The organism is Odoribacter sp. AF15-53, assembly GCF_003479425.1.
GTDB lineage: Bacteria > Bacteroidota > Bacteroidia > Bacteroidales > Marinifilaceae > Butyricimonas.
This window is the reverse complement of sequence record NZ_QUHC01000003.1, coordinates 290,297-317,046: the sequence shown is the minus strand read 5'-3', so window position 1 is coordinate 317,046 and position 26,750 is coordinate 290,297. Positions and strand designations below refer to the sequence as shown.

Here is a 26,750-nt window from a genome sequence, read left to right as displayed (position 1 = left end):
ATGAGAATAAATAAATACATCGGAATATTACTCTGCATGCTGACTTTTAGCATAGCATGCGATAACGAGAGTTTGGAAGATACTTATAAAGAATATGCCGGAAAAGGAGAGAATCGTTACCTAGGAAAATGTACAGATCTTTTAGTCACACCAGGATGGCAACGAATTATCGTGAATTGGGAAAATAATGTAGATCCTTGTATCCAAAAAGTAAAGGTCAAATGGATTCTGGATAAAGCCCAGGACTCCGTGCTACTAGAACGAGGTACCACGCAATATAATATTAACCAATTGAATGGAGAAACCTTGAATGACGGAAATTACGAAATATCCGTGTGTTCGGTGGATGCCGAAGGTAAGACTTCTATTCCCAACACCACTTACGGACGTCCTTATACCTACGCTCACGAAGACATCATGGCATTCAACAGGATTATTTCCAAGGTATATATTATTCGAAATCGGTTAATTCTCACTTTTCTCGGATGGCAAAATGAAATTAAATCAGCTTCATTGGAATTCACAAAAAAGGACGGCTCAACAGGTCATCTTGAATTAAACAAAGAACTAGTTGACCAACTCTTTTATTTATTACCCGAAGAAATCAATCCTTCAAAACCATTAATATTACACCGAAACGGAGAATTAATCGGCTGTCAAGATATTATTGATTTTGAACCTTATGAATTCTCAACAGATAAATTATTTGAAGCGGATTTTAAGCAAGAACTAAAACGTCAATTCGGTTTCGAGGAAGCAATCCCTAATAATTGGCTCGAACAACAAGAAACCATTTATCTGGATTGGTCAACAAACTCATTTATTGATTTGTTACACTTCCCTAATCTCAAGAGAGTCATACTAGGAAGTAAACGTTATTTTACCTCCAATGATGCTGCAGATGATGCAACGTATGGACAAAGCAAGATCGTGGAACAAGAAGCATCGAACTTTGCTCTAAAAGTATTGAAAGAATTAAATGGTTTAACCGTGGAACGCTATAACAAACACTTTCAAGGTTTAGACAACGCACTAATCGAAGAGAAAGGCAATTCTACAACTGAACCTACGAAAACAATGCTTGATTTAAGCGAGACAACAATCAGCATGTATCCTAAAGACAACGAGGATTTTCCTTCACATGTAGAGCGTTTAATTGATGGAAATTATACTACCAATTGGATTCCGTTCTACTCTTCAGATTTTAAAACCTACGAACTAACATTCGATTTAAAAACGTCTAAAACCATAAATGGACTTCGTCTCGCTCAAAGACAATTCCAAGAAAATGCAGACGAAATAACCATAGCCCCTGAAGTTATTAAGATTTATGTTGCTAATGATTTGATGAGCTGGATACCCGCCACATATCTAGAGGAGAACCCCTTGGGAAAAACAAAAGGTGAAGTTAACTATATCGATTTCACTCAAGATGTGAAAAACAAAGAATACAGGTATGTAAAAATAGCTGTGAATTCCGGTCCTTATGGAGATCTCTACTCTTCAAGTATAGCCGAGATTAGTTTCTACTAATCATACTTCATATACCAATAACCGTTTCCGGTTATTGGTATATACTACAAATCCGGATACCACATTCGAAAGCGTACCGAAACATAAATTGAATACAAGCACGGAAAAACCTATATTAAATTTTAGCTTACAAGGCTATAATTAAAATTCCATAATTTTTTAACATACAATCATCTTAAGTTTTACACAATAAATTTCAAGATTATGAAAAAAGTTATCTTGCTATTAAGCATTTGTTTTTACATCACACAACTCCATGCACAACGTTTCGAAAGTAAACCCTTGGATGATAGCGGAGAATCTTATGAAGTGCGGATTAAACATTACAACAAATTCTTCGGAGCAGAACTTGATGCTGAAAAATTAGCCCCCCTCTCAAAAGAAAGTGCTAAAACCCAACAACGCCTAGAAAAGAGAAACCAATGTGTTCAAAAGCTATTGAATAAACAATTGAAACAAATTCTCAAACAAATAGGAGAGACCGAAGGCGGTGGTTTTTGGGTCGCTTTCTATTTGGACAAAACCGGGAAAGTAGTAACCGTGAAATTCATGCTATCTGCTACTACTTACACAAGAATTTCTACAAAAACATTGAAAGAGCTATACAATATTGCCATGAACGAGAAGTTCGATCCCTCTTGCTACAATTTTGACGACACGCACATCTACGCCATTGACGGTTGTGACTTGATGAAACGAGCAATCGAAGAAGAAAAAAACTAACGCTACCATGAAACCTACAACTTATGAGAAAAATAAACATTATAGAGGCTATCATCATCGACATAATCACATGGAATTATGCAAATTACAATCTAAAACTCGAAAAAAGATTCGAACTTCACCCGAATTTCAATCCTTAAACTATCCCAAAGAATTTGGTATTGATAAGTTGCTAAAAGCAGGTTATCCTGCAATTTCAACCGGTTGATGAAAGAGAAAATTGACGTGACGGGTTTCTGGAATTTCACCCAAGGAAAAAAAGATGGTTTAGGATCTATCAGTTTTTCTTTAATTGATTTAATCAAAGGATGCATCGGGGAGCCTGATGAAAAAATTGACCCAGATATGAAAAAACAATTCCATGCTCCCCCAAAAACAAACAACGCCATGGTGATCTGGAAAATATATAAAGAATATCAATTAAGCACATAAATTCAGAGCTATGAAAAAACTCATTTTACTTTTAAGTATTTGTTTATATGTTAAGAGTATTTTAGCACAAAGATACAAGATTGGTATCGTGAAGGAGAAAGATGTGACTTATGAAATAAAAGAAGATAAAAAACTAGGTATGTGGACAATCCGGAATATCAACAATCCAGATACCACGACAAAAGAGATGCCAAAACGGGATTGGATGTTTATATCAAAATTTAGCGTGAGCATACAAATAGCAAGAATCGTGCATGACCATTTGTCGCAGGAAGAATTGGCACTCCTTACCAAAACGTTTGATAGTTTTATCGTACGCCTAAGAGTTGATCGTGATAAATACAAATTATTACAAGTCGTTAATTTCAGTTTTACGAATAAGTATGCCTTTTTCCAGAATCTCCCCCCCCCGAGCATCATAGAATAGCCGAGAAAACGCTGGAATTGCCCAAGAAATACGAGGGATTCTGGCTTAACCTCTCCCTTGATCGTCTTCATGAAATAGAGAAAGATATCGTGGATAAGGTAAAACTGCCTAAAGACTTGAAAGAATTGTTGTTGGTCGGTGATTTTGATATATTGATACCATCAGACGATATCTGTAACCTAGCGGAAGAAAAACAGAAGCGTGAAGAAATGACGGATGCATGTCCTCTTACGACCGACACTACTCTATCAAAGAAAAGTTTGTGAACGCATTGATAAAAAAGATTTTTGTGGCACTTTGGAGGGGATATATCGGAACATGATGTCTGGAAAACAAGATGCTTTATCTAGACATTTCGAGACAAACTAGTTATCAAACAAGATTAAGGTGCGTGTAAATGACCGCCGTGTTGTTTTTTACCCACGGCAACAAAGGGTGTCGGAGAATTAAATGTCATCGACACCCTCCTTTTATCTTTTTTCATACCCTATTTGATTGCATGCTACATTCAATTAATCTATCCCTTTTCTGTTTTTAGAAATTAAAATCATCTTTTTGTTATTTAATGCGCAGGAAAGAAAATAACGTATTCTCTTTCTTCTTGTACCATATTCCGATTAATTCTCTATGACAGAAGAGAGATCAATCACGGAATAAGTAGTTTTCGAGATATTATGCAAAGCCTTACCAACAATCACGGAATTATCATTCACGTTTATATCTGCCACCTTACGATTCTTTTTATCAATAACTATCGTTTTCCCATCTTTCAACAGAAACTTATATCCATCTTTCTCAGCATAGCATATATAAAAATCATCCCACTCCCTGTTAGCCACGATTTTCAACGAAGCGTCCATAGTCAATACACGCTTCTTGGAAGTATAAACATTTATCCACGCCGAATCAATATCAGCAAGACACTCGAAATAATTCCCCTGATCTGTATATATCTTCTTACCCACGAAATTCAATAATTCTCCATAAACAGAAGTATCACAACTCATTTTCGCCAACACCATTTGATCGGCTAAGGCATGTACCTGTAAACCCTCTCTTTGTAATAATACAACAGAACTATCTTTCACCGCATAACGAGTAAACACGTTATCTTCACCAAGAAGAGTCAGAAATTTCCGTTTCCCGGAACTCGCATCAAATGCAGCCAAAAAAGACTTACCTCGTTTTTGCGCCCGTTGATTACGCAACACTTCTCCCGTGTTAACCATATACAACACCCCATCTTTGACAAAAATAGAAGACATGGTAACTACATCCTCCACCATTTCATCTTTCCAAACAACATTTCCATCCATATCCAACCGTACGATCTCTTTTCTTCCAGCCATATAAACAGCCGAATCAGAAACGATTAGATTAGAATGCATATTTCGTACATCGTGTCCCACGACAAAAAATGCGACACTGCCCCGGGACAATATCCCAACCATCAATCCCGCCAAACTACCAAAGATGGATGCAGAATAATTTTTCCTGCCAACCTCAAGATCATAATCCCAACCTTTTCCATTATTCAAATTTACCCCATGTAATCCCCCGGATACGACCACGATTACCGAATCATTTAACCGTACAATATCTTTCATCCCATACCCATGATCCATTTTACGCTCCCATAATTTTTCACCGGAAAACATATTTACTCCAAGTAAACGTTTCTTCGGATCACCAGAGATATCACACGGTACAACTAAACCAAGGTTTATATCCTTGTACACACCCATATATCGCCCGAAATCCTCCCTAATTTTATTTCCTGCAATCGTAAAATAAACTTCACTCATTCCCTTGGCTGACTGTATCACAAATTGCCCGAACATTTCCACGTGATCCAGATTATAATTTAAAAACTTATTCCACAACACTTGATCCTGATTCACGTCATAAATAAGCATTTGTCCCGTATTCTTGTAATTTCCCGATTTTTTTAGCGTATCCCTCAATTGAATCATCAGCACTCCCAACGTGGTATCTATTCGAGAAACAAATATCCGCCGAGAAAATTTATATTGCTTGGCTACAATATCTGTCCCCGACAATTCGTTACGTCCAACAACCTCGTGTACTGTCGAGAAAACAGTTTCATTCTTCTGGGCAAAATTCATATTGCAAAAACACAACAACAAAAATATTATGGCAGACCTTATCATACACTCGAAATTAAAATAAACCTTATCACATGTCTATACAAATATAAATCATTATTTTAAGATTCCGGCTTTTCCAGTGTTAATACAATTTCATACCACCAATTCCGTGTGTAAAACGGTTACTTTTTCAACCTGCCGGATAGCAGGAGTGGCTTTCTCTTCAATATACACGTCCCAATTCTCCTCATAATCCTCTGTCAACGCCGAAAGAGACTCCACCCAATCCCCAGAATTCAGGTAAAGCACGTCACCGATCATCTTCTTCTCGGGATCGTGTATATGCCCGCAGATAACGCCCTGACACCCCTTCTTTCTGGCAATATCCACAATGTGAGACTCGAAATCACTGATATACGAAACTGACGCCTTCACCTTTAACTTGATTTCCCGGGCTATCGAATAATAAGGCAAACCTTTCTTCAAACGACGGTGATTATAAATCTTATTGGCCCATAGCAAGAAAGAGTAGCCCACGTCTCCCACCTTTGCCAGCCAGCTCATGGATGAAGTCACCTTATCAAAGACATCCCCGTGAAGCACGTAATAGCGTTTCTCCCCACTCGTGTAGATATAATCCTTCACCACGGAGATATTCGTGAAGGCCAAGGGGATCACCCGATCCAGGAAATCATCATGATTTCCTCGCACGTAGATAATCTTCGTGTCATGCGAAATGTCCAGTAGTACCTTGATAAAATTCGTGTGACAACGCCGCCATTTACTATTCTTTCCCCTCATAAGCGACCACCCGTCGATAATATCGCCACATAAAATAAGGGTATCGCACGAGTGTCGTTTCAGGAAGCGGGTCACTTCTTTTGTCTTCGACCATTTTGACCCGAGGTGAATGTCCGAAAGAACGATTGTTTTGTAATGTTGCTGTTTCTTAGGCATATATTCATTCCTAGATTACTTACGCAAAGGAAGAATAGTATTGTTAAGGGCTTGTTACTTAAATATTAAATAATTGTTTCAACATTTCACGTCCCTTCTCGTATAGAAAATTAAAAAGAGTTTTATAACTTGCTACACAAATTAATAAAGAAAAGTATGTATAATTTCGATGCAATAATAGACCGCCGGAACACGGCTTGTGTAAAATACGACAATTTAGCTAACGTATTCGGACTCACGGACATTCTACCCATGTGGGTAGCCGATATGGATTTTCAAGTTGCCCCTGAAATACAGGAAGCAGTACACCAATACGCAGAAAAAGGGGTTTTCGGATATACCTTCCGAACTGATGAGGCAAAACAAGCCTTTATTGATTGGGTAACCCGCCGCCACAACTGGTACGTGAAAAAAGAGTGGATATTGAGTAGCCCGGGTATCGTCACCGCCCTATCCATTGCCGTTCGAGTATACACGAAAACGGGGGACAAAGTTTTGATATTCACACCCGTGTATCCCCCATTCCATGCCGTTGTGAAAGACAACAAACGACAGTTAGTCTGCAGTTCGCTCAAAGTAGAAAACAATCATTACCGGATTGACTGGGAGGATTTCGAGGCAAAACTAAAAGACGGGGTAAAATTACTGATCATGAGTAATTCGCACAACCCGGTCGGGAGAGTCTGGACCAAGGAAGAACTCCTCCGGATCGGGGAACTCTGCCTTCAATATGGCGTCACGATTCTTTCCGACGAGATCCATTCCGATCTGGCGTTACCCGGCCATAAACACGTGGTCATGGCAACCCTATCACCGGAAATTGCTGATATCACGGTAACGATGATGGCTCCCAGCAAAACGTTTAATATTGCCGGGATGATGAACTCCGTGATCGTGATCTCGTCACCCGAACTACGCCGACTTTTCGAAGAAGAGATTTTATGCCTGCACCTGGATCTGGGAAATATTTTCGGCCACGTTACCTTCGAGGCAGCCTACAAACACGGGGATGCGTGGTTGGACGAAATGATCGGCTATCTTGAAAAGAATATCGAGTATACTGACCAATTCCTCCGCCAAGAACTTCCCGTCGTGAAAATGATCCCACCCGAGGGTTCTTTCCTGCTCTGGTTAGACTTCCGGGCAACAGGATTGTCTCACGAACAAATCCGGGAGAAACTACTCCACGAGGCAAAACTCGGTTTGAATAGCGGTACGGATTTCGGTCCCGAGGGAGAAGGCTTTTTCCGCATGAACATCGGATGTCCGCTCGCCACGGTAAAAGAAGGACTTGAAAGACTGAAAAAGATATTCAAATAATCCACCGTTGTAAAGTCCATAAAGTCAGAAAACACAGGAATTCTTTGTCTACGGCAACGATAAATAGCCGTAAACAAAGATCAACAGAGACAAAGGATTTTATGGACTTTTACAAGTTGATATTCATAAACTATTATTCTTGTATTTTAAACCAGCTTTGTAATATTCATTACAAAATTCCCCCGTTCCCGCATGTATCTTTGTCTTAGAATCAAAAACAAAAACTATGAAACGAACAATTATAAAAATAGACGAGGAAAAATGTAACGGTTGCGGGCTATGCGTGAAAGGTTGTCACGAGGGAGCCTTACAACTAATAGACGGGAAAGCCGTCATGGTGAGTGACCTATATTGTGACGGTTTGGGGGCCTGCATCGGGGAGTGTCCGGTAGGGGCTATCGAATTAGAAGAACGGGAAGCGGAACCATATAGCGAGGAAGCCGTTATGGAACGCATCGCTCCCAAGGGAGAACACGTTATCCTGGCCCACTTACGCCATTTGAAAGAACACGGAGAAGTAGAATTGTTAAAACAAGGAGTGGAATACCTGAAACGTCATAACATATCTATAAATCTGCAGGAATTGCATCCCGCCCCCAAATTAGGATGCGGATGTCCGGGGTCCATGGCCAGAGAATTAAAGCCGGTCACGAAGGCGAATGTTGTCTCGCATTCCGGAAACTCGGAACTCCGTCAATGGCCCGTACAGCTACACTTACTTAACCCGCAAGCCGGATATTTTCAAGGAGCAAACGTACTACTGGCTTCCGACTGTTCTGCTTTTGCCTCCGGGAATTTCCACGAACGTTTCCTGAAAGGGAAAATTCTAGCGATTGCCTGTCCTAAACTGGATCACAATACCGATTCGTACGTGGAAAAACTCCAAAGCATGATTGACGATGCCAAGATCGACACGCTCACGGTACTGATCATGGAGGTACCCTGTTGTGGAGGACTCATGCAAATGGCCTTGAAAGCGAGAGAACAAGCCACACGTAACATTCCGATCAAACGTATCGTACTTTCCGTGGAAGGGGAAGTTAAAAGTGAAGAGTGGATGTAAGATGCTGTAAAACATCAAAAACCAAGACGAACGGACTCCCTTTATTACTATTTTTGCAAGCTCAAAAAAAGTAATAGGATTATGAACATCGATTTTACCACGGTCATTGATTATATCGGAACGTTCGCATTCGCAATCAGTGGAATACGTCTGGCATCCGCCAAACGCTTCGACTGGTTCGGGGCATACGTGGTCGGGGCTGCCACGGCTATCGGGGGAGGAACAACCCGGGATTTAATGCTAGGGTTGACCCCCTTCTGGATGCATCAACCATCTTACCTGATTGTTACTGGATTAGCCCTGTTGTTTGTAATCATATTCGGCAAGTACGTTATCCGCTTGAACAACACGTTCTTTATCTTCGACGCCATCGGTCTCGGACTGTTTACCGTGGTCGGTATTGAAAAGAGTTTACTCGCCGGGTTCCCCATGTGGGTAGCTATCATCATGGGTATGACAACCGGAGCCGTCGGTGGTGTCATCCGGGATATATTCATTAATGAAGAACCCCTGATCTTCCGTAAAGACATATACGCTATCGCCTGTATCCTCGGGGGCCTCATTTACTATGCTTGTGATCTCTTTGCCGTGGGACATATCACCACGCAAATCATCACGGCTGGAAGCGTTATCCTAACCCGTGTTATTGCAGTAAAATACCATATCAGCCTTCCGGTATTAAAAGGGAATGAAGAAGAGAATTAAAAAATAGCGATAGAAAGGCATAAAACTTTCTATCGCTAATACACACTCTCTCTATTTTACAACACTCCTAAAAATAAAGTACATCCGCAACACTTCCACCCTCCTTACCATCTCGGAGCCATTTTTGATACTTAATTTTCACATCTACAGGAACACCCGATACTCCTTCATATTTTTTTATCAATTCTCCTGTTTTCAAGTCTAAAACCAACACATCTCCTTTCAACTCTTCCGCCATTCCTTCCGTATCATCCCCATAACGGGAAACTCCCAAAAGTATTTCCTGCTCTGTCCGGGAAACACTCATACACGTGATTTTAGCTTCCGCACTATATCCCCACTTCGACAATTCTACGAACACGCTCGAATTCCCCGGAGCTACATTATTTTCCAACTCGCGCAAATTATAACGATATAACTTATCATTCGTGGCAAACAACATATAAGCTTCATTTTTCATCGGATAATAAGATGTTGTCTCGTTAATAATATTACTAGGAACCGTCAAATCTGCAAGCACGGATTGCTCCCCATTCGGAAGATTCATATACAACATCCGGTAACCCGCCCCATCACTCAACACGGCCACGGCATGATCTTTCGTTGCCGTATGGGTTCCAAATAATAAAGAATAACCACTATAAGTCCCAAGCGCAGGAACACCAACATTATTAGATCCCATCAAATTATTATAACAAAATTGACCGACCGTTTCATCAAACATATACATCGCCGTAGGAGTATTATAATTCTGTAACTCTTTTTCAACTAAAGCAGACAAAAACATTGCCGGAGACAACCTCCCACCCCACGGACTTTTAAATTGCATATATGTCATACACATCGTTTGGGACATTCCTCCAAAAGAAATAAGCATCGCTTGATCCATCCAAAACTCATCTCCTGCAATGGTAAATATATAAGTCGACTTACCGAATCCCCCTTCCATCGTTACGGGCTGGTGAGCGAAAGCCTTTACATCAAAATCGGTTATATCCCCGGAAGGTAAACTATTTGCACGCCTGATAAAGAAATTATGATCCAAAATAGTATTCTCCCCGATCTCCTGTAACGTCTCCTCGCTCAAACATTTTATTTGATGATCTGTTTCTATTTTTAATCCGGAATTTTCATTATCTGCCTCCGGGACATAATTCCGGTGAATCCTCCGTGGATTAGTCCCTAAATAATTTCCGGCTAAAGCTTCATAAAAATTAGGGGTAAAAACACTTCCTTCTTTGTCCAAACGCTTAAAAGACAACTCTGCATGCCCTTTATATTTGCTTAAAACCAAAATACCGTCACCCGCCGTGGAACTGGATACATTGATCTTAAAATATTTAAACGCTTTCGTACCAAGTTCTTTATCCGTTACCACGAAACGAGCCTCGTTTTCTCCTAACGGGAAATTAACATACACGTTCAAATCTTTGGCCGTGGACACCATTTTACGATTAATTTCCCAAAAATACGTGAATTGATTAGTATCGGCATACTGTGTTCCTTCCAAAGTGACCGGAATATGTAACAAATCCATCTGATCACAACGAATCAAACTATCAATCCCCGAAATCGTAATTTGATTAATATCGTGATAATCATAATTCCCCTTATCATCGTAACAAGCAAATAACAAGCCTGTCAGACACACAAAAAATAGTATTGTTCTCATACGAATTACTTTTCCAAATATTAAATTTCAACAAGCCCGGTTTTCGTTATACGCATCCCCGTTTCATCGTCAATAATCACATTCTTATTCAGCCAATCATTCAACATACCACTCTTCTTCTGCATATCAACCCCAGTACCGATAAAAGCATCTTCAACCGCAAAAATAGGATCCCATTCGATCAATTTTCTCCATTTCTTCGGGTGATAAAAACCAAGTTGTGTCTCATTTGCCTCCCACCAAGCCGGAGGGAATAAAATATTATTTACAGATAACTTCATTTCATGTCCGACATTAATGCCCAACAAAAAGTCCTCTCCCTCCTCAAGAGTTAGCATCAAAGTTTTAGACTCCGGATTTCGCAAACTGGTACTCAAATTCTTACGATACACCAAAATTCGAAGAGTATCCTGAAAACGATTAGGACCAAACACCTGCTCTTCGGCAATAGGAGCATAATCTTCACCCTCAACCATGGTTGTCAAACCATTTAACTGTACCCCCTTTTCCAACACCTTCACCCGATATTTCCGGGGTTGTTCTGAAGCATTCCCCATAAGTTGCACGACGATCTTGGCCGTATCGGCAACTACCTCTTCCGGCAATTTTCCAAACGAGAAAACGACCGAATCAACGCTTACATTATTCCCAAGGCTATTCTGAACCTCGTACTGGAAATAAATACGATCAATATCATCATACTCGTATTCCGGATCTTGCTCACATCCCTGTAATCCAAGACAAAACGCCCAAACAATATATATTAACTTCTTCATAAAACAAGTTTCATTTAATTCCTATATCCATATTCTATCTCTTCTTCCGGTAACGGTAACACGAAAACACTATTACTTGCTTTCACCCCATCTTCCGAAGTATTACCGATAATATCATGATTTAAACGCTTATACACGTAAAAAAGCTGTCCCTCTCCGACAAACTCTTTCCGCATTTCCAATAAAATCATCTCTTCTGTCACCGTTTGCTTATTCACGATTAATTTTGTTCTAGCCTGCTTTAAAGTTTGTAACAATTCGGCCGCATGTTCCGGATCATCCTCCATCCATCCTTCAGCAGCGATTAAGTACATCTCTGACAAACGAATCATAGGCATCTTTGGAAAAAAACGTTTACTATTATCGGACGTATATTTAATTATATAAAAACTTTTATACCAATTCAATCTATAATCTTCTAAATCATTTAAATACAACACTGCCTGATAACCATTCGCCATTTGCACGTTTCCATCCGTACCCGTTATTTGTTTATGAACACCTTCCGCATCAGTTTTCACATTTTGTCCCCGCAAAGAAAAAATATGCTCATCAGAAAAGAGCAAATCTTTATTCGCCTCGTCCGTGTTCAAACTCCTTTCATAATCCACCAAAGCAAATTTACCACAATCAATGACCTCCTCGGCCAGCCGACGGGCATCCTTTATTTTATCTCCACCCATATTCAAATAAACCCGGGCTAGTAAAGCTTTCACCGCATAATAATTCATCCGAGCAACATAAAGGTCTGCTTCATCTTTATTTTCACCATCGCCATTTCCCAACTGATAAGGCGTCACTCCTATTATCGGATCATTCTCCAAATATTTTACCGCATCCTCCAAATCACCAATCACCAAATTCAAATAATCCATCGTGCTATAAACAGGCGACGTTTTTACTCCAAACTCCGTTTGATAAGGCAAAACACGAGCCGTTGGTTCCAGTTTAACATCAATAGCAAACAAACGATAAATATCAAAATGCAACAAACCTCGCAAAGCTAACGCCTCTCCCCGTACCTGATTTCGTCGTTCATCAGATAAAACAGAAGCATTTTTCTCACTCCATTCCAAAATATTATTCAATGCCGCGATATTAGCATAAAATGAACTCCATAACAGATAGATATAACTTTTCATATCCTTATTCTCGTAATCATAATCCCGGAATATTTTCATCTTATTAGGGATCTGAGAATAATCATAAATACGAGACATAATATCAAGCATTCCGAAAGACAATGTTTGTCCATACATATTAGAAGCCGCAATATCACAATAGACACCGGCTAAAGCCTCGGAAAAACCACGCTCAGTACTGAAAAGATCACTTTCTTCACTCTGGTTGATCAAATCCACATCCAACCATGAATTACAAGAACACAACATGAGCGTCAACAACAAACTTCCTATACAATTTCTTAACCTCATAACTCTTTTCATTAACAATTAAAACGTAACATTCAAACTCAGATTAAAAGTTCGTGCAAAAGGATAACTTGTCCCTCGCTCTTGCTTTATGGTTGACAAACGAAATACATCCGTCGTACTCAGCATCAATCGAACCCGATCCGCATAGAATTTTTGACTGATCTCCCGGGGTAATTCATAAGACAAAGACACGCTTGACAGAGAAAACAAATCATTATCAAAAACCAAACGTGTTGTCTGGTAGGGAGAAGTTCGATCATCAATACGTCTGAATTTAGCATGATCCCCCGGTTCTTTCCAACGATCATACAACACCCGCTTATCTGCATTCTTGTAAGGGTTAGCTCCTTCCACTTTAGAGGCTAAGGTTCCATTATAAGCCTTGGCTCCGAACTGATATTTAAAAAGCATATACAACGTAAAACCCTTCCATGTCAAATTCGTATTCACGTTTCCTTCAATCGTAGGTTTCATATCCCCACACTCCACTTTATCATTAGCATCATATTCAAATGTCAGCTCCCCGTTACGTTTAATATAAATTTCGTTTCCCGTTGCCGGATCAATTCCTCCCGAACGAACCATCATCAAGGCTGTTTGCGAACGCCCGGCCTCATATTGCCGGTACACGACAGTTCCTTGATTATACCAATCACTATTAGCATATTTATTGATCTCTTCCAACTGATTAGACAACTTCGTGATCTTGCTCTTATTATGGAACGCGGAAAGTGTTACATTCCATCTTAAATCCCTCTGAGTATCCCGAATCAAATTCAAGCGCAAACGGCCTTCAATTCCGGTATTCCTCAATTTTCCAATATTTTCCACATAACTACTAAAACCGGTCGACGGTGCAACCGTCAAAGGCAATAATAAATTCTCCGTGTTTTTAACGTAAAAATCTCCATTAAACGTAACCAGTCCTTTCAACAAAGTCATATCCACACCCACGTTATAAGAAATCGTGTTCTGCCACTTCAACTCCGGATTACCGTATCCGGCCAAACTTACACCAAACACGCCGTTATATATTTTAGAAAAATCATAGTTATAAGTTGTCAACGCTTGAGTCGAAGAGAAATTAGTCGTTCCCGTGCTACCCACGGAAGCCCTCAATTTTAAAGAACTCTTCTCATCTCCCGACCAGAATGTTTCTTTATGCACATTCCAAGCAACTCCTACTGACCAGAACGGAGCAAAACGCGAATTTCTCCCGAATTTACTGGAACCATCCGTACGGAAAGATAAATCTAAGAAATAACGATTATCATACCCATAATTCACGTTACCAAAAAATCCTACCAACCGGGATTTATCATAGCTACCATCCGGACTCGAATTTTCCGCAAAAGAGATCGCCGCTCCGATGAAAACCATATCCGGATTAACAAAACCGACCCCGGTATAAGAATCTCCCTCCTCGGTCGACTCCGTCATATTGCTTCCCACTCCCACGTTCAACGAATGCACTCCAAACACTTTATTGTATTGCAAAGTCAAATTACCGTCAAACTTATCACTTTGTGAATTGGAACGGAAATAAGTTCCCTTCTTTTTAGGATCCGTTTCCGTGCTATAATCCAAAGACTCTGGAGACTTGAACAAATCCCTTTTATCAAATTGTCTGGAATAACTAATACGTCCTTGCAAACGCAACGCAGGAACAATACGCCAATCAATATTAAAATTATCTTGAATAGATGTATACGTACTCGTGTTCTTTTTCGCCAAATGAGCATTATACAAAGGATTCCAGTCTCCAGAAGAAAGCTTCTCAACAAACTTTCCATTTTCATCATAAATACGATCGTATGGATTTTGATTGGCGTACAAATAAAATTCATTATAAGGAGAATTTTTCGCTTTCACATTATCCACGGACAAATCATTCCGAATAAAAAAATTCGTCCCGATATTATAATTAAATGTCAGGTTAATACCTAACCGATCTCTACCGGATTGCTTCATAACCCCTTTATCCGTATCATATCGCAAATCTATTCCGTAACGGAAATACTCGTCACCACCCTCGAAATTAATAGAATAACGTTGATTCAATGATGTCGTTAAAGGCTGTGACAACCAATAAGTATCCACACCCTTCCTCACCTCCTCCAAACGGGAATTATAAAGTTCATCCAGTTTACGTTGTTCTATATAATCGGTAGACTCATACAAGCCGGCTAGCCGCTCATATTCTAACTTTTCTTCGGCATTCATCAAATTATAATCCCGTAAATCTGGAACCGAGATATTATAATTAGCATTCAAACTCACTCGAATCTGCCCGGACTTCGGGCGAATCGTCGTGATCACGATAACTCCATTGGAAGCGCGAGAACCGTATAAAGCCGTGGCACTGGCATCTTTCAGAATGGTTATAGACTCTACCCTATTTACATCCATATCATAAACACGTTCCGCCGAAACCTCCACTCCATCCAGGATATAAAGAGGGGCATTAGGATTCGTGGTCGCATCATCCGCATTTGCCCGTAAATCAAATCCGTTTTCACCCCGGATCGTAATATCGGGAAGCACGTTCGGATTCGAACCGTTGGTCAAGCTCTCCGCCAAACGAATTGAAGGATCAAAAGCACTCAACGCTTGCGTTATACTTAAAGCTCCTACTTTTTTCAACTCTTCTGTTTCAATCGTCACTTCCGAACCGGTAAAACTCTCTTTTGCCTTATTAAAATAACCTGTTACAACAACTTCTTCCACGTTTTCAACTTCTTCTTCCATAACAATCTTCAGCGTATCAGAAGGAAGTTTAAACTCCACCCCTTTTGTTTTAAAACCGACAAAACTCAAGATTAACTTCCCTTTCTCAACAGGCAGTCGAAACGAGAAAACACCTTCAAAATTTGTTGCCGTCCCCACGTTCGTATTTTCTAATCTTACCGTTACCCCCGGCAATGGATCCTTATTCACATCCATCACCCGACCAACAAGAACGTGATTTTTTCCTACTGAATCATTTACAACAATAGAATTTCGGGTATTTAAAATAACCACATCATTCACGATAGAATAAGTCAGATTCGTCCCTTTCAAAATTTGCAACAAAACATCTTCCAACGCCATATTCTTGACATTCACGGAAATGTTCGTCATTTTTTTGATATCTTTACTATCAATATTATAAAAAAAACCGTAATCCGTTTGGAGTTTTAATGATTGTATTACCTCTTCCAAACTTACCCCTTTCAGATGAAGGGTCACCATCTTATTTTGAGAATGAAGCGCCGCCGAAACGTGTAACGAGGCAACAAACACAAAAATAAATAGAAATCTTGTCATAATCCACATTTTTCGTAAACTATCCCTCCATATAGGAATAGAACACCGATTTTTTTTCATACATTTGTAATTATAAGTGAAACATACGGGAACAACACCTGCAAAATGCTTGTTCCCTGTTTAATTTATTTTAAGGCAGAAATTGTTTCCAGCAACTTCTGCTTTTATTTTTAATCACGAACTAACACGACACGACCGTTCACATCGAAATGAACCTTTCCCGCCTCTGCAATCACATCCAATACTTCCTGCAAACGAGTTTGTCGTTTCATAATACCAAAAAATCGTTTTTGTTTTAACGCCGGATTTTGATAGAAAATCTCGACATCAAACCAACGTGCCACCCTTCTCAAAATTGTCTCAAGATTATCATTCTGGGAAACAAAAAGACCATCCTTCCAAGCCACATAGGGAAAAACATCTACCGAGACAATCTCCGTTTCTCCCGTTTTCCGGTTCAAAAGAAATTGCTCTCCCGGAACAATTTTCTGAAATCCTAGCGACATCTTCCCTTTCATCAACACCCCGACAGAACCTTCTACCAAGGTCGTTTGTAATTCTTCCTCGTCCTCGTACGCCATCACGTTAAACTCCGTCCCGAACACCTTTACCTCTTCCAACGATGTTTCCACGATAAAAGGCCGCTCTCCTTTAGCCACGACAAAATAAGCTTCACCAGACAACTTAACTTTCCGCTCTCCAGCCGGGAACACCGTGGGATAATATAAACTGGAAGCCGAATTTAAATAAACTTTCGTTCCATCCGACAAAACAACCACGTACTCCCCGGAAGGAGGCACCTCCAACTGATTATAAACTAACTCTCCGGTCGCAACAGAATCCCGATTATACTCTAACACGCCGACACCTACACGCATGGCCACACAATCCTGACTAATCGTCTGCGCCACCAGTGTCGAATCCAATACAATTTGCTCTCCCTGTCCCAGACGAAGAGTCACGGCTGCTCTCCCCGGTTCGGTTTCAACAACCACCGGGCAAGAAATATTATTTTCAGCCCAATACATCCAACCAACAGAAAAGAAGATCAACACGGCCGCAGCAACCCCACTCCATTTCCACCAATTAGAATGATGTTTTGCACGTCTCTTGAATTTCACCTCCATCAACCGACGCTTAACATCCACGACAGAACAATCACGAGCCATGATCTTTTCTTGCTGCACACAAAAACGTTTATAATACAAACGATGATCCTCCGACTCGTTATACCACGCATCAAACTTCCGCTGGTCTACATCAGAAATCGGTTTACCTGCTGATTTCCGATAAAGAATAGATATAGATATCGACTTAGATTCTTGCATTTATTCATAATTTTTGAACCTAAGACGTAAAAAAACAAAAACAGGGTGAACGAAAAAATAAAAAAATAGCACCAACAAAACTACAACAAACGTTTATTTTTCATTTCCAACAAGATAAAAGGCAATATTAAATTCAAATGCTGGTCATAAAGTCCTTCCCGTAGATCCTGATACGCCTTCTTCATGTGCGTTTTTATCGTGTTAATTGATAATCCTGTCACTTCCGCTATCTGCGAATAACTCATTCCCCGGTAAACACTCATTTTCAATATTTCCCGACGTTGTTCCGGTAACTTTTCGATCTCGTCCTCTACCCGACGAATCAACTCTTCTTGTTCAAAAATATTAAAATCCCCCGCATAATAAACCGCATCGAATAACTTTGTATCCAACGGATCTACAACTTTTAGTTTCCGTAAATAATCCACGCATCCGTTCTTCACACAACTATACAAATAGGAACGAGAATATTCGACTTCATTAAAATCCGTCCGTGACAAAAGAGACAAAAAAACATCCTGCACCATATCCTCTGCCGTTTCCAAATCTCCCACGTAACTTTCAGCAAACAGTACCAAACGTTCATAATACTGATTAAATAATACATCGAATTGCCCTTGCTCCATCACATTATAACCATTACAATTATTACCTCCGTTAATGACAAAAATACAAAAAAAAATAACCGTCCAAAATGATTTCACAAGGAACATCATTGTCTAAAACAACAAACATAGCGAAAATAAAAATCCAAAGAATACCCAGAATCTCAACTCCGAATATCCTTTGGATAATCTTAAATAATACTATTATTTTTTTTTGAAACTGTAATTACAAAAATTCAGTCATAAATCTCTTCCAAAACGGCATCCAGTTGAGCACCCCGCATGTCGGTTTTGAAGATATGTCCTTCCTTATCCAACAGGATACAAGTCGGAACGCCCATGATGTTGTACACCTGAGTTACCGGACCTTCAAATTCCCCCGGATCGTTCAACTGGGTCCAGACCATATTCTCTTCTTTCATGGCCTTTTTCCAATCCTGATCCTTCCGATCAATAGATATGCTCACAATCTCGAATCCTTTATCCTTGTACTCTTTGTACACTTCTCTCAGGTGAGGGATTTCACCCCGACACGGACCACACCAAGAAGCCCAAAATTCCAACATCACGTATTTTCCTTCGGGTACATATTCCGATAATTTCACTTTCTTCCCATCAGGATTGACTAACTCAATGTCAGAATACTTCGTTCCAACTGCCACGCGCTTGCCTTTTTCAGCCATTGCTTTGAATTCCGAGGCTTTTGTAGTATTTGGCCATGCCTGATCCACCAAAACCTCTAACTCGTCAATTTGTTCGGGGGTGATACGAACATACATATCCTGAAAATATTGTTTTGCCAGATCATAACCGACAACGGTCTGGATATTCTCTTTTACAAAATTCCATTTTATTTCAGCTAATTGTTTCCTCAATACCTCCATTTTTCGAGAAATCTCGATCCCTTCTTTTTTATTAAAAATACCATCCATCGAGGGAATATGATACTTTTGCAAATACTCGTCATTCAATCGACTCAACTCGCTACCCTGTTTTTCTCCTATCGCCAGATACTTCTGATAAAGGTCTTCCGTGCCCGATCCGGTGATCTGGGCTTGTTTCCGCGGCTTCTTGCTCCAGAAATAAGAAGGTAGACTATCAATATTTCCACTAAAACTGATCGGAGAATTTTCCAGATAGAATTGACTATTTGTCATATACTTCTCGGAAGAAACTTCCCCTTGAGGAGTACGATCAATCATGATCGAGTAATAGGCAGGTTCATCAACGACTCCCTCAAACACGAATTTTCCATCTTTAATAAATGTACTATCAACGAACGTCGATCCCGTATCCCCCAGCTTATTCAACAACACCTTCATACCATCCGCATTCCCGGAAATTTTCCCGTCAATCGTGTACTGCGGTTTATTTTGACAAGATACACCCACGAAAAGGCATACTAAAATTACAATAAATGTCCTCATATTCTTCTTTTTATAACGGATTTTGTTCTAACAAATTATTTCCGGCCAATGCAGTTTGGGGTATCGGTAAAATCAATTTTGTATCAGAGGTAACAGTTGGTTTTACATCCGTGATATTCAAATCTCCCTCTTTATAGTAACGCACCAAATCAAACCAATCCTCGTAATTCTCTTCCACCAATTCGATCAATTTGTGTTTACGTACCGTTTCCAACAAATCCCCATCTGAAATTGTATTCACGTAATTCTCATCATATCCCGCACGATCCGTGATCGCTTTCAAACTAGTACGGGCTCCCGCATAATCCTGATACCCGCGAATAGCCGCTTCTGCATGAATTAAATAAACCTCACCCAACCTCAAGTAAAAACAAGTATTGCTTATCGTGTTATCAACGTAATCATTATTAGGATATTTCCCGTTATTATTCGGTCCGGAAGTCTTAATAAATGTTGCAACATAGCGCGAATCAAATCCTTCTCCTGTCAACATATCGCCTTTCCCTGCTACAAAATCATCAGCCACTTTACGAAGATAGACTCCGGGACTGATTCCATTCACGTTAAGAGTAAGTCTTTCAATGAGTCCAAAAGTATAGGGTGCAAACAAAACTTCCGAAGAGAAACAACCATTTTTATAAATATCAGCATAATTGATTTCCATGACGTAACTAAATTCTCCGGCCTCTTCCAAAATTTCACTCGCCAAATCGGCAGCCTTCTTATATTCTTTCTGGTACAACAAGACTTTTGCCTTTAAAGCCTTAGCCGTAACACGACTCACGGAATAGTGATTCTGAACATACTCCGGAGCCATTTCTATTGCATCGTCTAAATCCTCGTTAATCAACTTATACACGTCAGCTACAGAACTTCTAGGAACCGCTTTGGTTTCTTGCATATGTTTTTTTACTAAAACAATTCCATACAGGGAAGTCTCGTCATAAAATTGTCCGTAAGCGCGTAAAAGGAAGAAATTAGCCATTGCCCGGTGGAATTTACATTCACCCATCATTTCTACCCTTCTCAAAGAATCAAGACCAACCGCTTTGCCCGCCTCCAATTGCTCCATTACAGTATTGGCATAATTCACAATCCGATAAAGAGAAACATAATAAGCGGCAATATTATTTGTTTCCGGCCTCACGTCATTATTTATAAAAGGAGTTTCCTCAATCCCACCTCCGGTTATTGAACCGGACAAAAAACACATATTCGGTAATATCAACGTTAATCCCTTATCCCGCCATTGCTGATAAACTCCTCTCAATGCCAATTCCGCAGATTTTCCATCCCGAATCAAGGTACTTTCATCCAATACATATTCAGGCTTTATGTCATTAATATTCCCGGTTAAATCACAGGATGCCAAACCCAAAACACCCAAAAGAGAATAAATTATATACTTAAACTTTTTCATCACTTTCATTTTGATCGTTAAAAATTCACCCTGACACCAAATGTAAAGGTCTTGCTCAACGGATAGGCATCATTACTGTACACCCCTTCTTGCAACGGGTTTGTTCCCGCAAGAGTCCTATCCCCGACTAATTCCGGATCCAGTCCCGGCCAATTCGTCCACGTCCACAGATTGGATGCACTGGCAAACAACTGCGCAGATTGAAGATATATCTTTTTCAACCAATTACGAGGTAATTCATACGATAACGTGATATTCTTCAATCGCAAATAAGAAGTTTCAAACACGTAACGATCCGAATAATTTGTATTTCCACTTTGATCCAATACCGTCAAACGAGCATACCGGGCATCCTTATTATCTTCCGTCCACGTATTACGATACATCATACGCTGAATACTATTTCCGACAATTCCCGAAGCACTGTTTTGCAGGTCATTCAAGAACGCTTGCCCTCCTTTTGAGAATTGAAAAACAAAAGACAAATTCCAACTCTTATAGTTCACGGAATTAAACCATCCGCCGAAAAAATCCGGTTCCGGATTAGCGATCACGTCTCTGTCATCAGCCGTGATCTCGCTATCGCCATTCAAATCCCGATACCTATAATCTCCGGCCCCGGTTGCCAAATTCTGGTAATAAGTTCCCGCTCCATGCTTCTCCTCTGCCAGTTTATTATACGAAGCGACTTCCTCGTCCGACTGGAAAATTCCATCCACGACATAACCTTTCAACACCCCTGCCGGTTTCCCTTTCACGAAATAATCAACCTGATATGAAGCTAACGTCGCCCCGTTCAAGTCTTCTATCTTATTTCGGTTCAATGCGATATTAAATTTCGATGTCCATACCCAATCATCACGTCTCAACACGTCTCCCCCGACTTCCAGCTCGATACCTTTATTAGACAAATCAATCAAGTTAGAATAATAAGTTATCGAACCTGTTTCCAAAGCCACGGGAGAAGGAGTTAAAGCCCCGTCCGTGAAACGATAATACATGTCTAAACTTCCATACAACCGACGATTAAAGAAAGAAAAATCCACACCGAAGTTATACTCTGTAGTCATCTCCCAACGTACATCCCGATTCGGGAAATTATCTTTCGGAACAATCGTAGGTTGTCCTCCCCACAAATCATTAGAAGCACGCGCATACAATTGCTTGTACACAAAATTATCAATATTAGTGGATCCGGTCTGTCCCACACTAAAACGTATTTTCAGATCATCCAATTTCGTGAACGGCTCCATAAATTTCTCATGACTCATGCGCCAACCCAAAGAGAGGGAGGGAAAATATCCTCGTTTATTACCGGGACCAAACTTGGATGATGCATCTGACCGGAAATTCGCTTCTGCCAAATAACGATCTCCATAAACATACCCGACACGGGCGTACACGGAGTTCAATCCATTGGTAATCTTATTACTATTGTAGCCCATCACCATGGCTGCCGATGCAGGATTATTTAATATTTCATCATCAACGAAATCGCTATATGACACACTACTACCCTTCGTAAAAGTTCGATCCCAGCCATAGCCGACCATTAACGTCAAGTGATGATCTTTCATATCCAAATTATAATCTGCCCGAAAGTTCACCGATGTATTGGTCGTGTTGCTTGATGATTCATAAAGACTCGAAAACGAATCATAATATATCATGTCATCCATTGCAGTCAAAGGCATAAAACTACTCCCTTCAGTACGGAAAGATGCAATATTTATATCCCCCCTTACTTTCAGATTATCAAGTATTCTATACTGTGCGTAAGCACTTCCTATAAATTGGTTTACATCCGTGCGATTCTTCACGCCCCTCTTAGCAACCGGATTGGCACCTAAAAACTCTTGCCCATAATTGGATCCCGGTAACCGGACAAAGTTCCCACTTTCATCCCGTACCGCTCGATCCGGACGCACTAACCATGGCTTCGTATCCATATCTGAAAAACTAGTTGCATCCCGGAGCTTGGAGAAGGTATATCCCATGGTTGCTCCACTTTTCAAACGTTCCGTGATGTTGGCATCAACAGCCAAGCGAACCCCGTAACGTTTTAACCCATCATTAATAAAAAGCCCGTCCTGATTTGTCGAATTGAAAACAAACGAATAGTTAATCGCCTTTCCTCCGCCACGGACTCCTAAATCAAATTGCTGATTTATAGCATTATGATTCTCTATTTCTTTCTCCCAATTCGTGCTCACATCTCCAAACACGTCCTCATTCAATCCATCATAATTATACAAAGGAATCATATCCTCATAACCCGATATAGAGAAATTCCCCACTAACATCATCACAGGTGTCAGAAAATAAGCAGCATCCCCTTTATCGACCTGGCCCCGGCCTATGGCAGACATCGTATTTTTCAGCAATAAATCTTGCACTTCTTTAAATTGCTCCGTATTCAACGGTTTATATCTTTTTACCGGATTTCCTACCGTAACCGAATATCCCGCTGTAACACTAATCTTCTCATTATTCTTTCCGGTTTTTGTCTTCACGATAATCACACCATTCGCACCCCTGGACCCGTAAATAGCCGTGGCTGCCGCATCTTTCAAAACATCAATACTCTCGATATCATTAGGAGAAATCACCAATAATGGATTGACACCTCCTCTTTCCGAGAAAAATGGAACATCATCAATCACGTACAAAGGCTCGTTTGTACTACCGGATACCGGGGAGGTCACCCCTCTCACATTTATCGTTGCTGCAGCTCCCGGAGCACCATTATTCTGTGTTACCCGAACCCCTTTTAGAGCACCGCCCAACATCCCGTCAAAAGAAGTTGCGCTACTGGAATACTTCTTTAAATCTTCACTATGAATCGAAGATACCGAACTCGTCACATCATGTTTCGACTTGGAACCGTAACCGATAACCACGACATCATTCAAGTTAACCTGCTCGTCTTCCAATGTCACGTTTACTTCCGGTTGTCCGGTATAAGTCACCTCTTTCGTCTGCATTCCCACAAACGAAAACACAAAAACGATATTCGGTTGTGCCACAAACGACAAGGTATACTTTCCGTCAATATCCGTTGCCACGCCAAGAGTTGTCCCCTTTATCAACACGGACACACCCGGAAGAGGAAGACCGTCTTTATCCACGACCTTACCCGCAACTTTAGTCTCCTTCACTTTTTCTCCCGCTTTTTCCCTTGCCACGATCGCGATAGCATTTCCCTCCACCGTGTACGTGTAAGGAGTACCCGTCAGTACCTTGTTCAACACGTTTTCCACCGTCTCGTTCTTCACGTCCACCGTCACGTGTTCCAGTTTATCCATCTGGTCATCGCTGTACACGAAATTATAAGTGGTTTGTTTACGGATTTCAGCAAACACCTGCTTGATTGCCGCATCTTTAAGATTAATTGTCACCCGTTGCGGGGATGCAGAAATGGAAGATGCCCAAAGATTCGTCACCGAACACAAACCCAACGCTACCAACACGAACACTCTGCAACAAATTCCCACAAAAGCTTTTTTTTCTCGCAAATTTTTCATACTCTTGTAGATTATAAGATGATTCAATTACCTAAACACCACAGTTTAGGCGGTTAATTTATTCAACGGGAAGTGCTGGTAACACTTTCCGTTTCCTTTTATTTAGTAACTATGATTCTATTTCCCTCCACCTCGAATTTTACCAGAAGAGTCCGTTGCAATAAATTCAACACACCCCGGAAACTCTCACTCCGGTCCACACGTCCTGAAAACCGATGTGTACGCACTTCATCATTCTCGAATGTCACCTGTACATCGTACCAACGACTTAATTTCTCCATAATCTGCTCCAACGTCTCGTGTTCAAAAGAGAAATACCCGTCCTTCCAAGCGGCATAAGCGGCCGCATCCACCGTTTTCACTTCACATCTCCCTGTTAACACGTTCACATCCGCCATCTCGTTCGGCTTAATCATTTGTTCCACGGCCGGATGCTTCAAGGAACTCACCCCTACACTCCCGCTCAACAACACGGTTTGTACCCGCTCCTTATCGTAACTATTCACGTTAAAATGAGTTCCATAAACCTTCACGACCACATCCTCAACCCGCACCTTAAAAGGTTTCGCACTCTTGGCCACCTCAAAATAAGCCTCTCCCTTCAACGTCACCTCCCGGGTCGAATCGGCAAAACTCACCGGATAACTGAATTCCGTCTCCGAGTTTAACCAAACGATCGTACCGTCGGCCAACTCCACCCGGTATTCTCCCCCGCGGGGAATGATCAACGTGTGGTGTCCCACAACAGCCGAGGTTGTTCCTTGAGATATATTATTATAAACAATTCCATGTTTCCCCGAAGAAATTCTTCCGTGCGAAATCTGTTGCAACGAACGCCCTTGCTCATCCAACAAGACACGGGCACCTTCCTCCGTCACCAGAATAGGTTGTGGTTTTCCCTGTACAGCCAGAGGCAAAGACGTTACCGGAGTTTCAGATACAGACGTCCCTTGATACCAGAAGTAAACTCCAACAGCCAACAGCACGACAAATACTGCCGCGTATCTCGTGAAATAAACCAAACGTCGTCTCTTCTGCTGTCGCTTCGCTTGCCGAATCAAAGATACATACCGGATAAAATCCCGTTCGTACTGTTCTTTCGACAATCCGGGAAGACCTTCCGCTGGATTAAAGCCGGAAATTCGGTCATAATAGGCTTGATGAGCGGGCGACGCGTTCAACCACGTATTCAGTTGTTGTTGTTCCTCTCCGGTCAACTCTTCCATCAAACTACGCCTAACTAGCGTCCATTCCAAAGATTCATCATTTGCCTCTTTCATAGCTTTTGGCTTTATTTTTCCTTAAGACGCTTCAAACAGACGAAAGGTTAAGACAAAATATGAATATTTCCGAAAAAATTATCAAAGCCTATCCAGACAAGATGCAACTACCAGATTATCATGAAGAATAACCGCTTTTTCAGATCCGGAAGTTTTTCACGAATCATCCGGACTGCACCATTCATCTGCACCTTGGCATTGTTTTCCGTGATTCCCAACTCCTCGGCAATCTCCTTGAATTTATAATCCTCCACGACCCGCAAACGAAATACCTCCTTCATCTTGGGGGGCATCTTATCCACGATCTCCTGCAACTCGTCCAGAATCGAAGGTTCCTCGATAGCATCCACCGTATCCGAGTAAAGATGCGCCTCCAACATATTACGATTATGAGTATCTTTAATTTTCAGGCTCCTCAAAAAACTAAGACAACGGTTACGGGTAGCCGTGAAAAGATAAGCTTTCACGGAAGTCACGATATTCAATTCGGCACTTTTCTCGAAAAGATCGGTGAACAACTCCTGCACGATATCATGCGCGGCCTCCGGATCACACAAATAATTGGCAGCAAAACGATACAAGGAATTATAGTATTGCCCGAACAGGGAAACGAAAGCCTCTTCTTTCCTGTCTTTCAATTGTTTTACCAGCAATACGTCATTTTCATCCATAAATCGTCGGGGTAATTTCTACAAAGATATAATTTTTACA

21 protein-coding genes are annotated in these 26,750 nt (G+C 40.7%); 8 read left to right on the top strand and 13 right to left on the bottom strand.

What is annotated here, in order from left to right; all coding sequences use genetic code 11:
* The 5 genes from DWW52_RS09395 (at window position 1) to DWW52_RS09375 (ending at window position 3,381) form a co-directional block, all read left to right on the top strand.
* Window positions 1–1,533 (top strand): DUF4998 domain-containing protein, encoded by a 1,533-nt coding sequence (locus DWW52_RS09395; RefSeq protein WP_118715243.1) that lies wholly within the window; start codon window positions 1–3, stop codon window positions 1,531–1,533.
* A gap of 204 nt (window positions 1,534–1,737) precedes the next feature.
* Window positions 1,738–2,256 carry a hypothetical protein gene (locus DWW52_RS09390; RefSeq protein WP_118715242.1) on the top strand — a complete coding sequence of 173 codons (519 nt, stop codon included), beginning with the start codon at window positions 1,738–1,740 and terminating at the stop codon, window positions 2,254–2,256.
* A 207-nt stretch (window positions 2,257–2,463) separates the two neighbouring features.
* A complete protein-coding gene (locus DWW52_RS09385) occupies window positions 2,464–2,688 on the top strand; it encodes a hypothetical protein (RefSeq protein ID WP_118715241.1) in 225 nt (74 codons plus the stop codon).
* Between the two features lie 10 nt (window positions 2,689–2,698).
* Complete coding sequence (locus tag DWW52_RS09380; RefSeq protein WP_118715240.1) at window positions 2,699–3,115, top strand: hypothetical protein; 417 nt, start codon at window positions 2,699–2,701, stop codon at window positions 3,113–3,115.
* Window positions 3,116–3,132: 17 nt separating this feature from the next.
* Window positions 3,133–3,381 (top strand): hypothetical protein, encoded by a 249-nt coding sequence (locus DWW52_RS09375; RefSeq protein WP_118715239.1) that lies wholly within the window; start codon window positions 3,133–3,135, stop codon window positions 3,379–3,381.
* Window positions 3,382–3,732: 351 nt separating this feature from the next.
* Here DWW52_RS09375 and DWW52_RS09370 read toward each other — a convergent pair whose 3' ends face one another.
* Entirely contained in the window at window positions 3,733–5,286 is a 1,554-nt protein-coding gene (locus tag DWW52_RS09370) for a hypothetical protein (protein ID WP_148315346.1), read from the bottom strand.
* Window positions 5,287–5,376: 90 nt separating this feature from the next.
* Entirely contained in the window at window positions 5,377–6,180 is an 804-nt protein-coding gene (locus tag DWW52_RS09365; protein WP_118715237.1) for a UDP-2,3-diacylglucosamine diphosphatase, read from the bottom strand.
* A 156-nt stretch (window positions 6,181–6,336) separates the two neighbouring features.
* On the opposite strand from DWW52_RS09365, the gene DWW52_RS09360 reads away from it, so the two are divergent.
* The 3 genes from DWW52_RS09360 (at window position 6,337) to DWW52_RS09350 (ending at window position 9,268) form a co-directional block, all read left to right on the top strand.
* Entirely contained in the window at window positions 6,337–7,500 is a 1,164-nt protein-coding gene (locus DWW52_RS09360) for a MalY/PatB family protein (protein ID WP_118715236.1), read from the top strand.
* A 226-nt stretch (window positions 7,501–7,726) separates the two neighbouring features.
* Entirely contained in the window at window positions 7,727–8,563 is an 837-nt protein-coding gene (locus DWW52_RS09355) for an ATP-binding protein (RefSeq protein WP_118715235.1), read from the top strand.
* A gap of 81 nt (window positions 8,564–8,644) precedes the next feature.
* Window positions 8,645–9,268 (top strand): trimeric intracellular cation channel family protein, encoded by a 624-nt coding sequence (locus DWW52_RS09350; RefSeq protein ID WP_118715234.1) that lies wholly within the window; start codon window positions 8,645–8,647, stop codon window positions 9,266–9,268.
* 67 nt (window positions 9,269–9,335) lie between these two features.
* On the opposite strand, the gene DWW52_RS09345 is transcribed toward DWW52_RS09350, so the two are convergent.
* The 11 genes from DWW52_RS09345 to DWW52_RS09295 form a co-directional block, all read right to left on the bottom strand.
* Window positions 9,336–10,940 carry a PKD-like family lipoprotein gene (locus tag DWW52_RS09345; RefSeq protein WP_118715233.1) on the bottom strand — a complete coding sequence of 535 codons (1,605 nt, stop codon included), beginning with the start codon at window positions 10,938–10,940 and terminating at the stop codon, window positions 9,336–9,338.
* 20 nt (window positions 10,941–10,960) lie between these two features.
* Complete coding sequence (locus DWW52_RS09340) at window positions 10,961–11,716, bottom strand: DUF4843 domain-containing protein (protein WP_118715232.1); 756 nt, start codon at window positions 11,714–11,716, stop codon at window positions 10,961–10,963.
* A gap of 14 nt (window positions 11,717–11,730) precedes the next feature.
* Window positions 11,731–13,149 (bottom strand): RagB/SusD family nutrient uptake outer membrane protein, encoded by a 1,419-nt coding sequence (locus DWW52_RS09335; protein ID WP_158582543.1) that lies wholly within the window; start codon window positions 13,147–13,149, stop codon window positions 11,731–11,733.
* Window positions 13,150–13,167: 18 nt separating this feature from the next.
* Window positions 13,168–16,455 (bottom strand): SusC/RagA family TonB-linked outer membrane protein, encoded by a 3,288-nt coding sequence (locus DWW52_RS09330; protein WP_158582542.1) that lies wholly within the window; start codon window positions 16,453–16,455, stop codon window positions 13,168–13,170.
* Between the two features lie 170 nt (window positions 16,456–16,625).
* Window positions 16,626–17,783 (bottom strand): FecR family protein, encoded by a 1,158-nt coding sequence (locus tag DWW52_RS09325; RefSeq protein WP_118715229.1) that lies wholly within the window; start codon window positions 17,781–17,783, stop codon window positions 16,626–16,628.
* Window positions 17,784–17,863: 80 nt separating this feature from the next.
* On the bottom strand, window positions 17,864–18,487 hold the full coding sequence (locus DWW52_RS09320) for an RNA polymerase sigma-70 factor (protein ID WP_158582541.1): 624 nt from the start codon (window positions 18,485–18,487) through the stop codon (window positions 17,864–17,866).
* Window positions 18,488–18,624: 137 nt separating this feature from the next.
* On the bottom strand, window positions 18,625–19,815 hold the full coding sequence (locus DWW52_RS09315; RefSeq protein ID WP_118715227.1) for a TlpA disulfide reductase family protein: 1,191 nt from the start codon (window positions 19,813–19,815) through the stop codon (window positions 18,625–18,627).
* 10 nt (window positions 19,816–19,825) lie between these two features.
* Window positions 19,826–21,235 (bottom strand): RagB/SusD family nutrient uptake outer membrane protein, encoded by a 1,410-nt coding sequence (locus tag DWW52_RS09310; protein WP_158582540.1) that lies wholly within the window; start codon window positions 21,233–21,235, stop codon window positions 19,826–19,828.
* 17 nt (window positions 21,236–21,252) lie between these two features.
* Window positions 21,253–24,759 (bottom strand): TonB-dependent receptor, encoded by a 3,507-nt coding sequence (locus tag DWW52_RS09305; protein WP_118715224.1) that lies wholly within the window; start codon window positions 24,757–24,759, stop codon window positions 21,253–21,255.
* Between the two features lie 98 nt (window positions 24,760–24,857).
* The gene (locus DWW52_RS09300) at window positions 24,858–26,039 is read right to left on the bottom strand and encodes a FecR family protein (RefSeq protein WP_118715222.1); all 1,182 of its coding nucleotides are present in this window, start codon (window positions 26,037–26,039) and stop codon (window positions 24,858–24,860) included.
* A 107-nt stretch (window positions 26,040–26,146) separates the two neighbouring features.
* Window positions 26,147–26,710: an RNA polymerase sigma-70 factor gene (locus tag DWW52_RS09295; protein ID WP_118715221.1), complete on the bottom strand. Its 564-nt coding sequence runs from the start codon at window positions 26,708–26,710 to the stop codon at window positions 26,147–26,149.
* Window positions 26,711–26,750 lie beyond the last annotated feature (40 nt).

What these genes read in the sequence shown, in the direction of transcription:
- DWW52_RS09360 (WP_118715236.1), top strand. Translation starts at nt 6,337, where the DNA reads ATGTATAATTTCGATGCAATAATAGACCGCCGGAACACGGCTTGTGTA.
- DWW52_RS09295 (WP_118715221.1), bottom strand. Translation starts at nt 26,710, where the DNA reads ATGGATGAAAATGACGTATTGCTGGTAAAACAATTGAAAGACAGGAAA.
- DWW52_RS09315 (WP_118715227.1), bottom strand. Translation starts at nt 19,815, where the DNA reads ATGAGGACATTTATTGTAATTTTAGTATGCCTTTTCGTGGGTGTATCT.
- DWW52_RS09350 (WP_118715234.1), top strand. Translation starts at nt 8,645, where the DNA reads ATGAACATCGATTTTACCACGGTCATTGATTATATCGGAACGTTCGCA.
- DWW52_RS09330 (WP_158582542.1), bottom strand. Translation starts at nt 16,455, where the DNA reads ATGACAAGATTTCTATTTATTTTTGTGTTTGTTGCCTCGTTACACGTT.
- DWW52_RS09325 (WP_118715229.1), bottom strand. Translation starts at nt 17,783, where the DNA reads ATGCAAGAATCTAAGTCGATATCTATATCTATTCTTTATCGGAAATCA.
- DWW52_RS09380 (WP_118715240.1), top strand. Translation starts at nt 2,699, where the DNA reads ATGAAAAAACTCATTTTACTTTTAAGTATTTGTTTATATGTTAAGAGT.
- DWW52_RS09390 (WP_118715242.1), top strand. Translation starts at nt 1,738, where the DNA reads ATGAAAAAAGTTATCTTGCTATTAAGCATTTGTTTTTACATCACACAA.
- DWW52_RS09385 (WP_118715241.1), top strand. Translation starts at nt 2,464, where the DNA reads ATGAAAGAGAAAATTGACGTGACGGGTTTCTGGAATTTCACCCAAGGA.
- DWW52_RS09365 (WP_118715237.1), bottom strand. Translation starts at nt 6,180, where the DNA reads ATGCCTAAGAAACAGCAACATTACAAAACAATCGTTCTTTCGGACATT.
- DWW52_RS09335 (WP_158582543.1), bottom strand. Translation starts at nt 13,149, where the DNA reads ATGAGGTTAAGAAATTGTATAGGAAGTTTGTTGTTGACGCTCATGTTG.
- DWW52_RS09345 (WP_118715233.1), bottom strand. Translation starts at nt 10,940, where the DNA reads ATGAGAACAATACTATTTTTTGTGTGTCTGACAGGCTTGTTATTTGCT.
- DWW52_RS09355 (WP_118715235.1), top strand. Translation starts at nt 7,727, where the DNA reads ATGAAACGAACAATTATAAAAATAGACGAGGAAAAATGTAACGGTTGC.
- DWW52_RS09300 (WP_118715222.1), bottom strand. Translation starts at nt 26,039, where the DNA reads ATGAAAGAGGCAAATGATGAATCTTTGGAATGGACGCTAGTTAGGCGT.
- DWW52_RS09310 (WP_158582540.1), bottom strand. Translation starts at nt 21,235, where the DNA reads ATGAAAAAGTTTAAGTATATAATTTATTCTCTTTTGGGTGTTTTGGGT.
- DWW52_RS09370 (WP_148315346.1), bottom strand. Translation starts at nt 5,286, where the DNA reads ATGATAAGGTCTGCCATAATATTTTTGTTGTTGTGTTTTTGCAATATG.
- DWW52_RS09305 (WP_118715224.1), bottom strand. Translation starts at nt 24,759, where the DNA reads ATGAAAAATTTGCGAGAAAAAAAAGCTTTTGTGGGAATTTGTTGCAGA.
- DWW52_RS09340 (WP_118715232.1), bottom strand. Translation starts at nt 11,716, where the DNA reads ATGAAGAAGTTAATATATATTGTTTGGGCGTTTTGTCTTGGATTACAG.
- DWW52_RS09395 (WP_118715243.1), top strand. Translation starts at nt 1, where the DNA reads ATGAGAATAAATAAATACATCGGAATATTACTCTGCATGCTGACTTTT.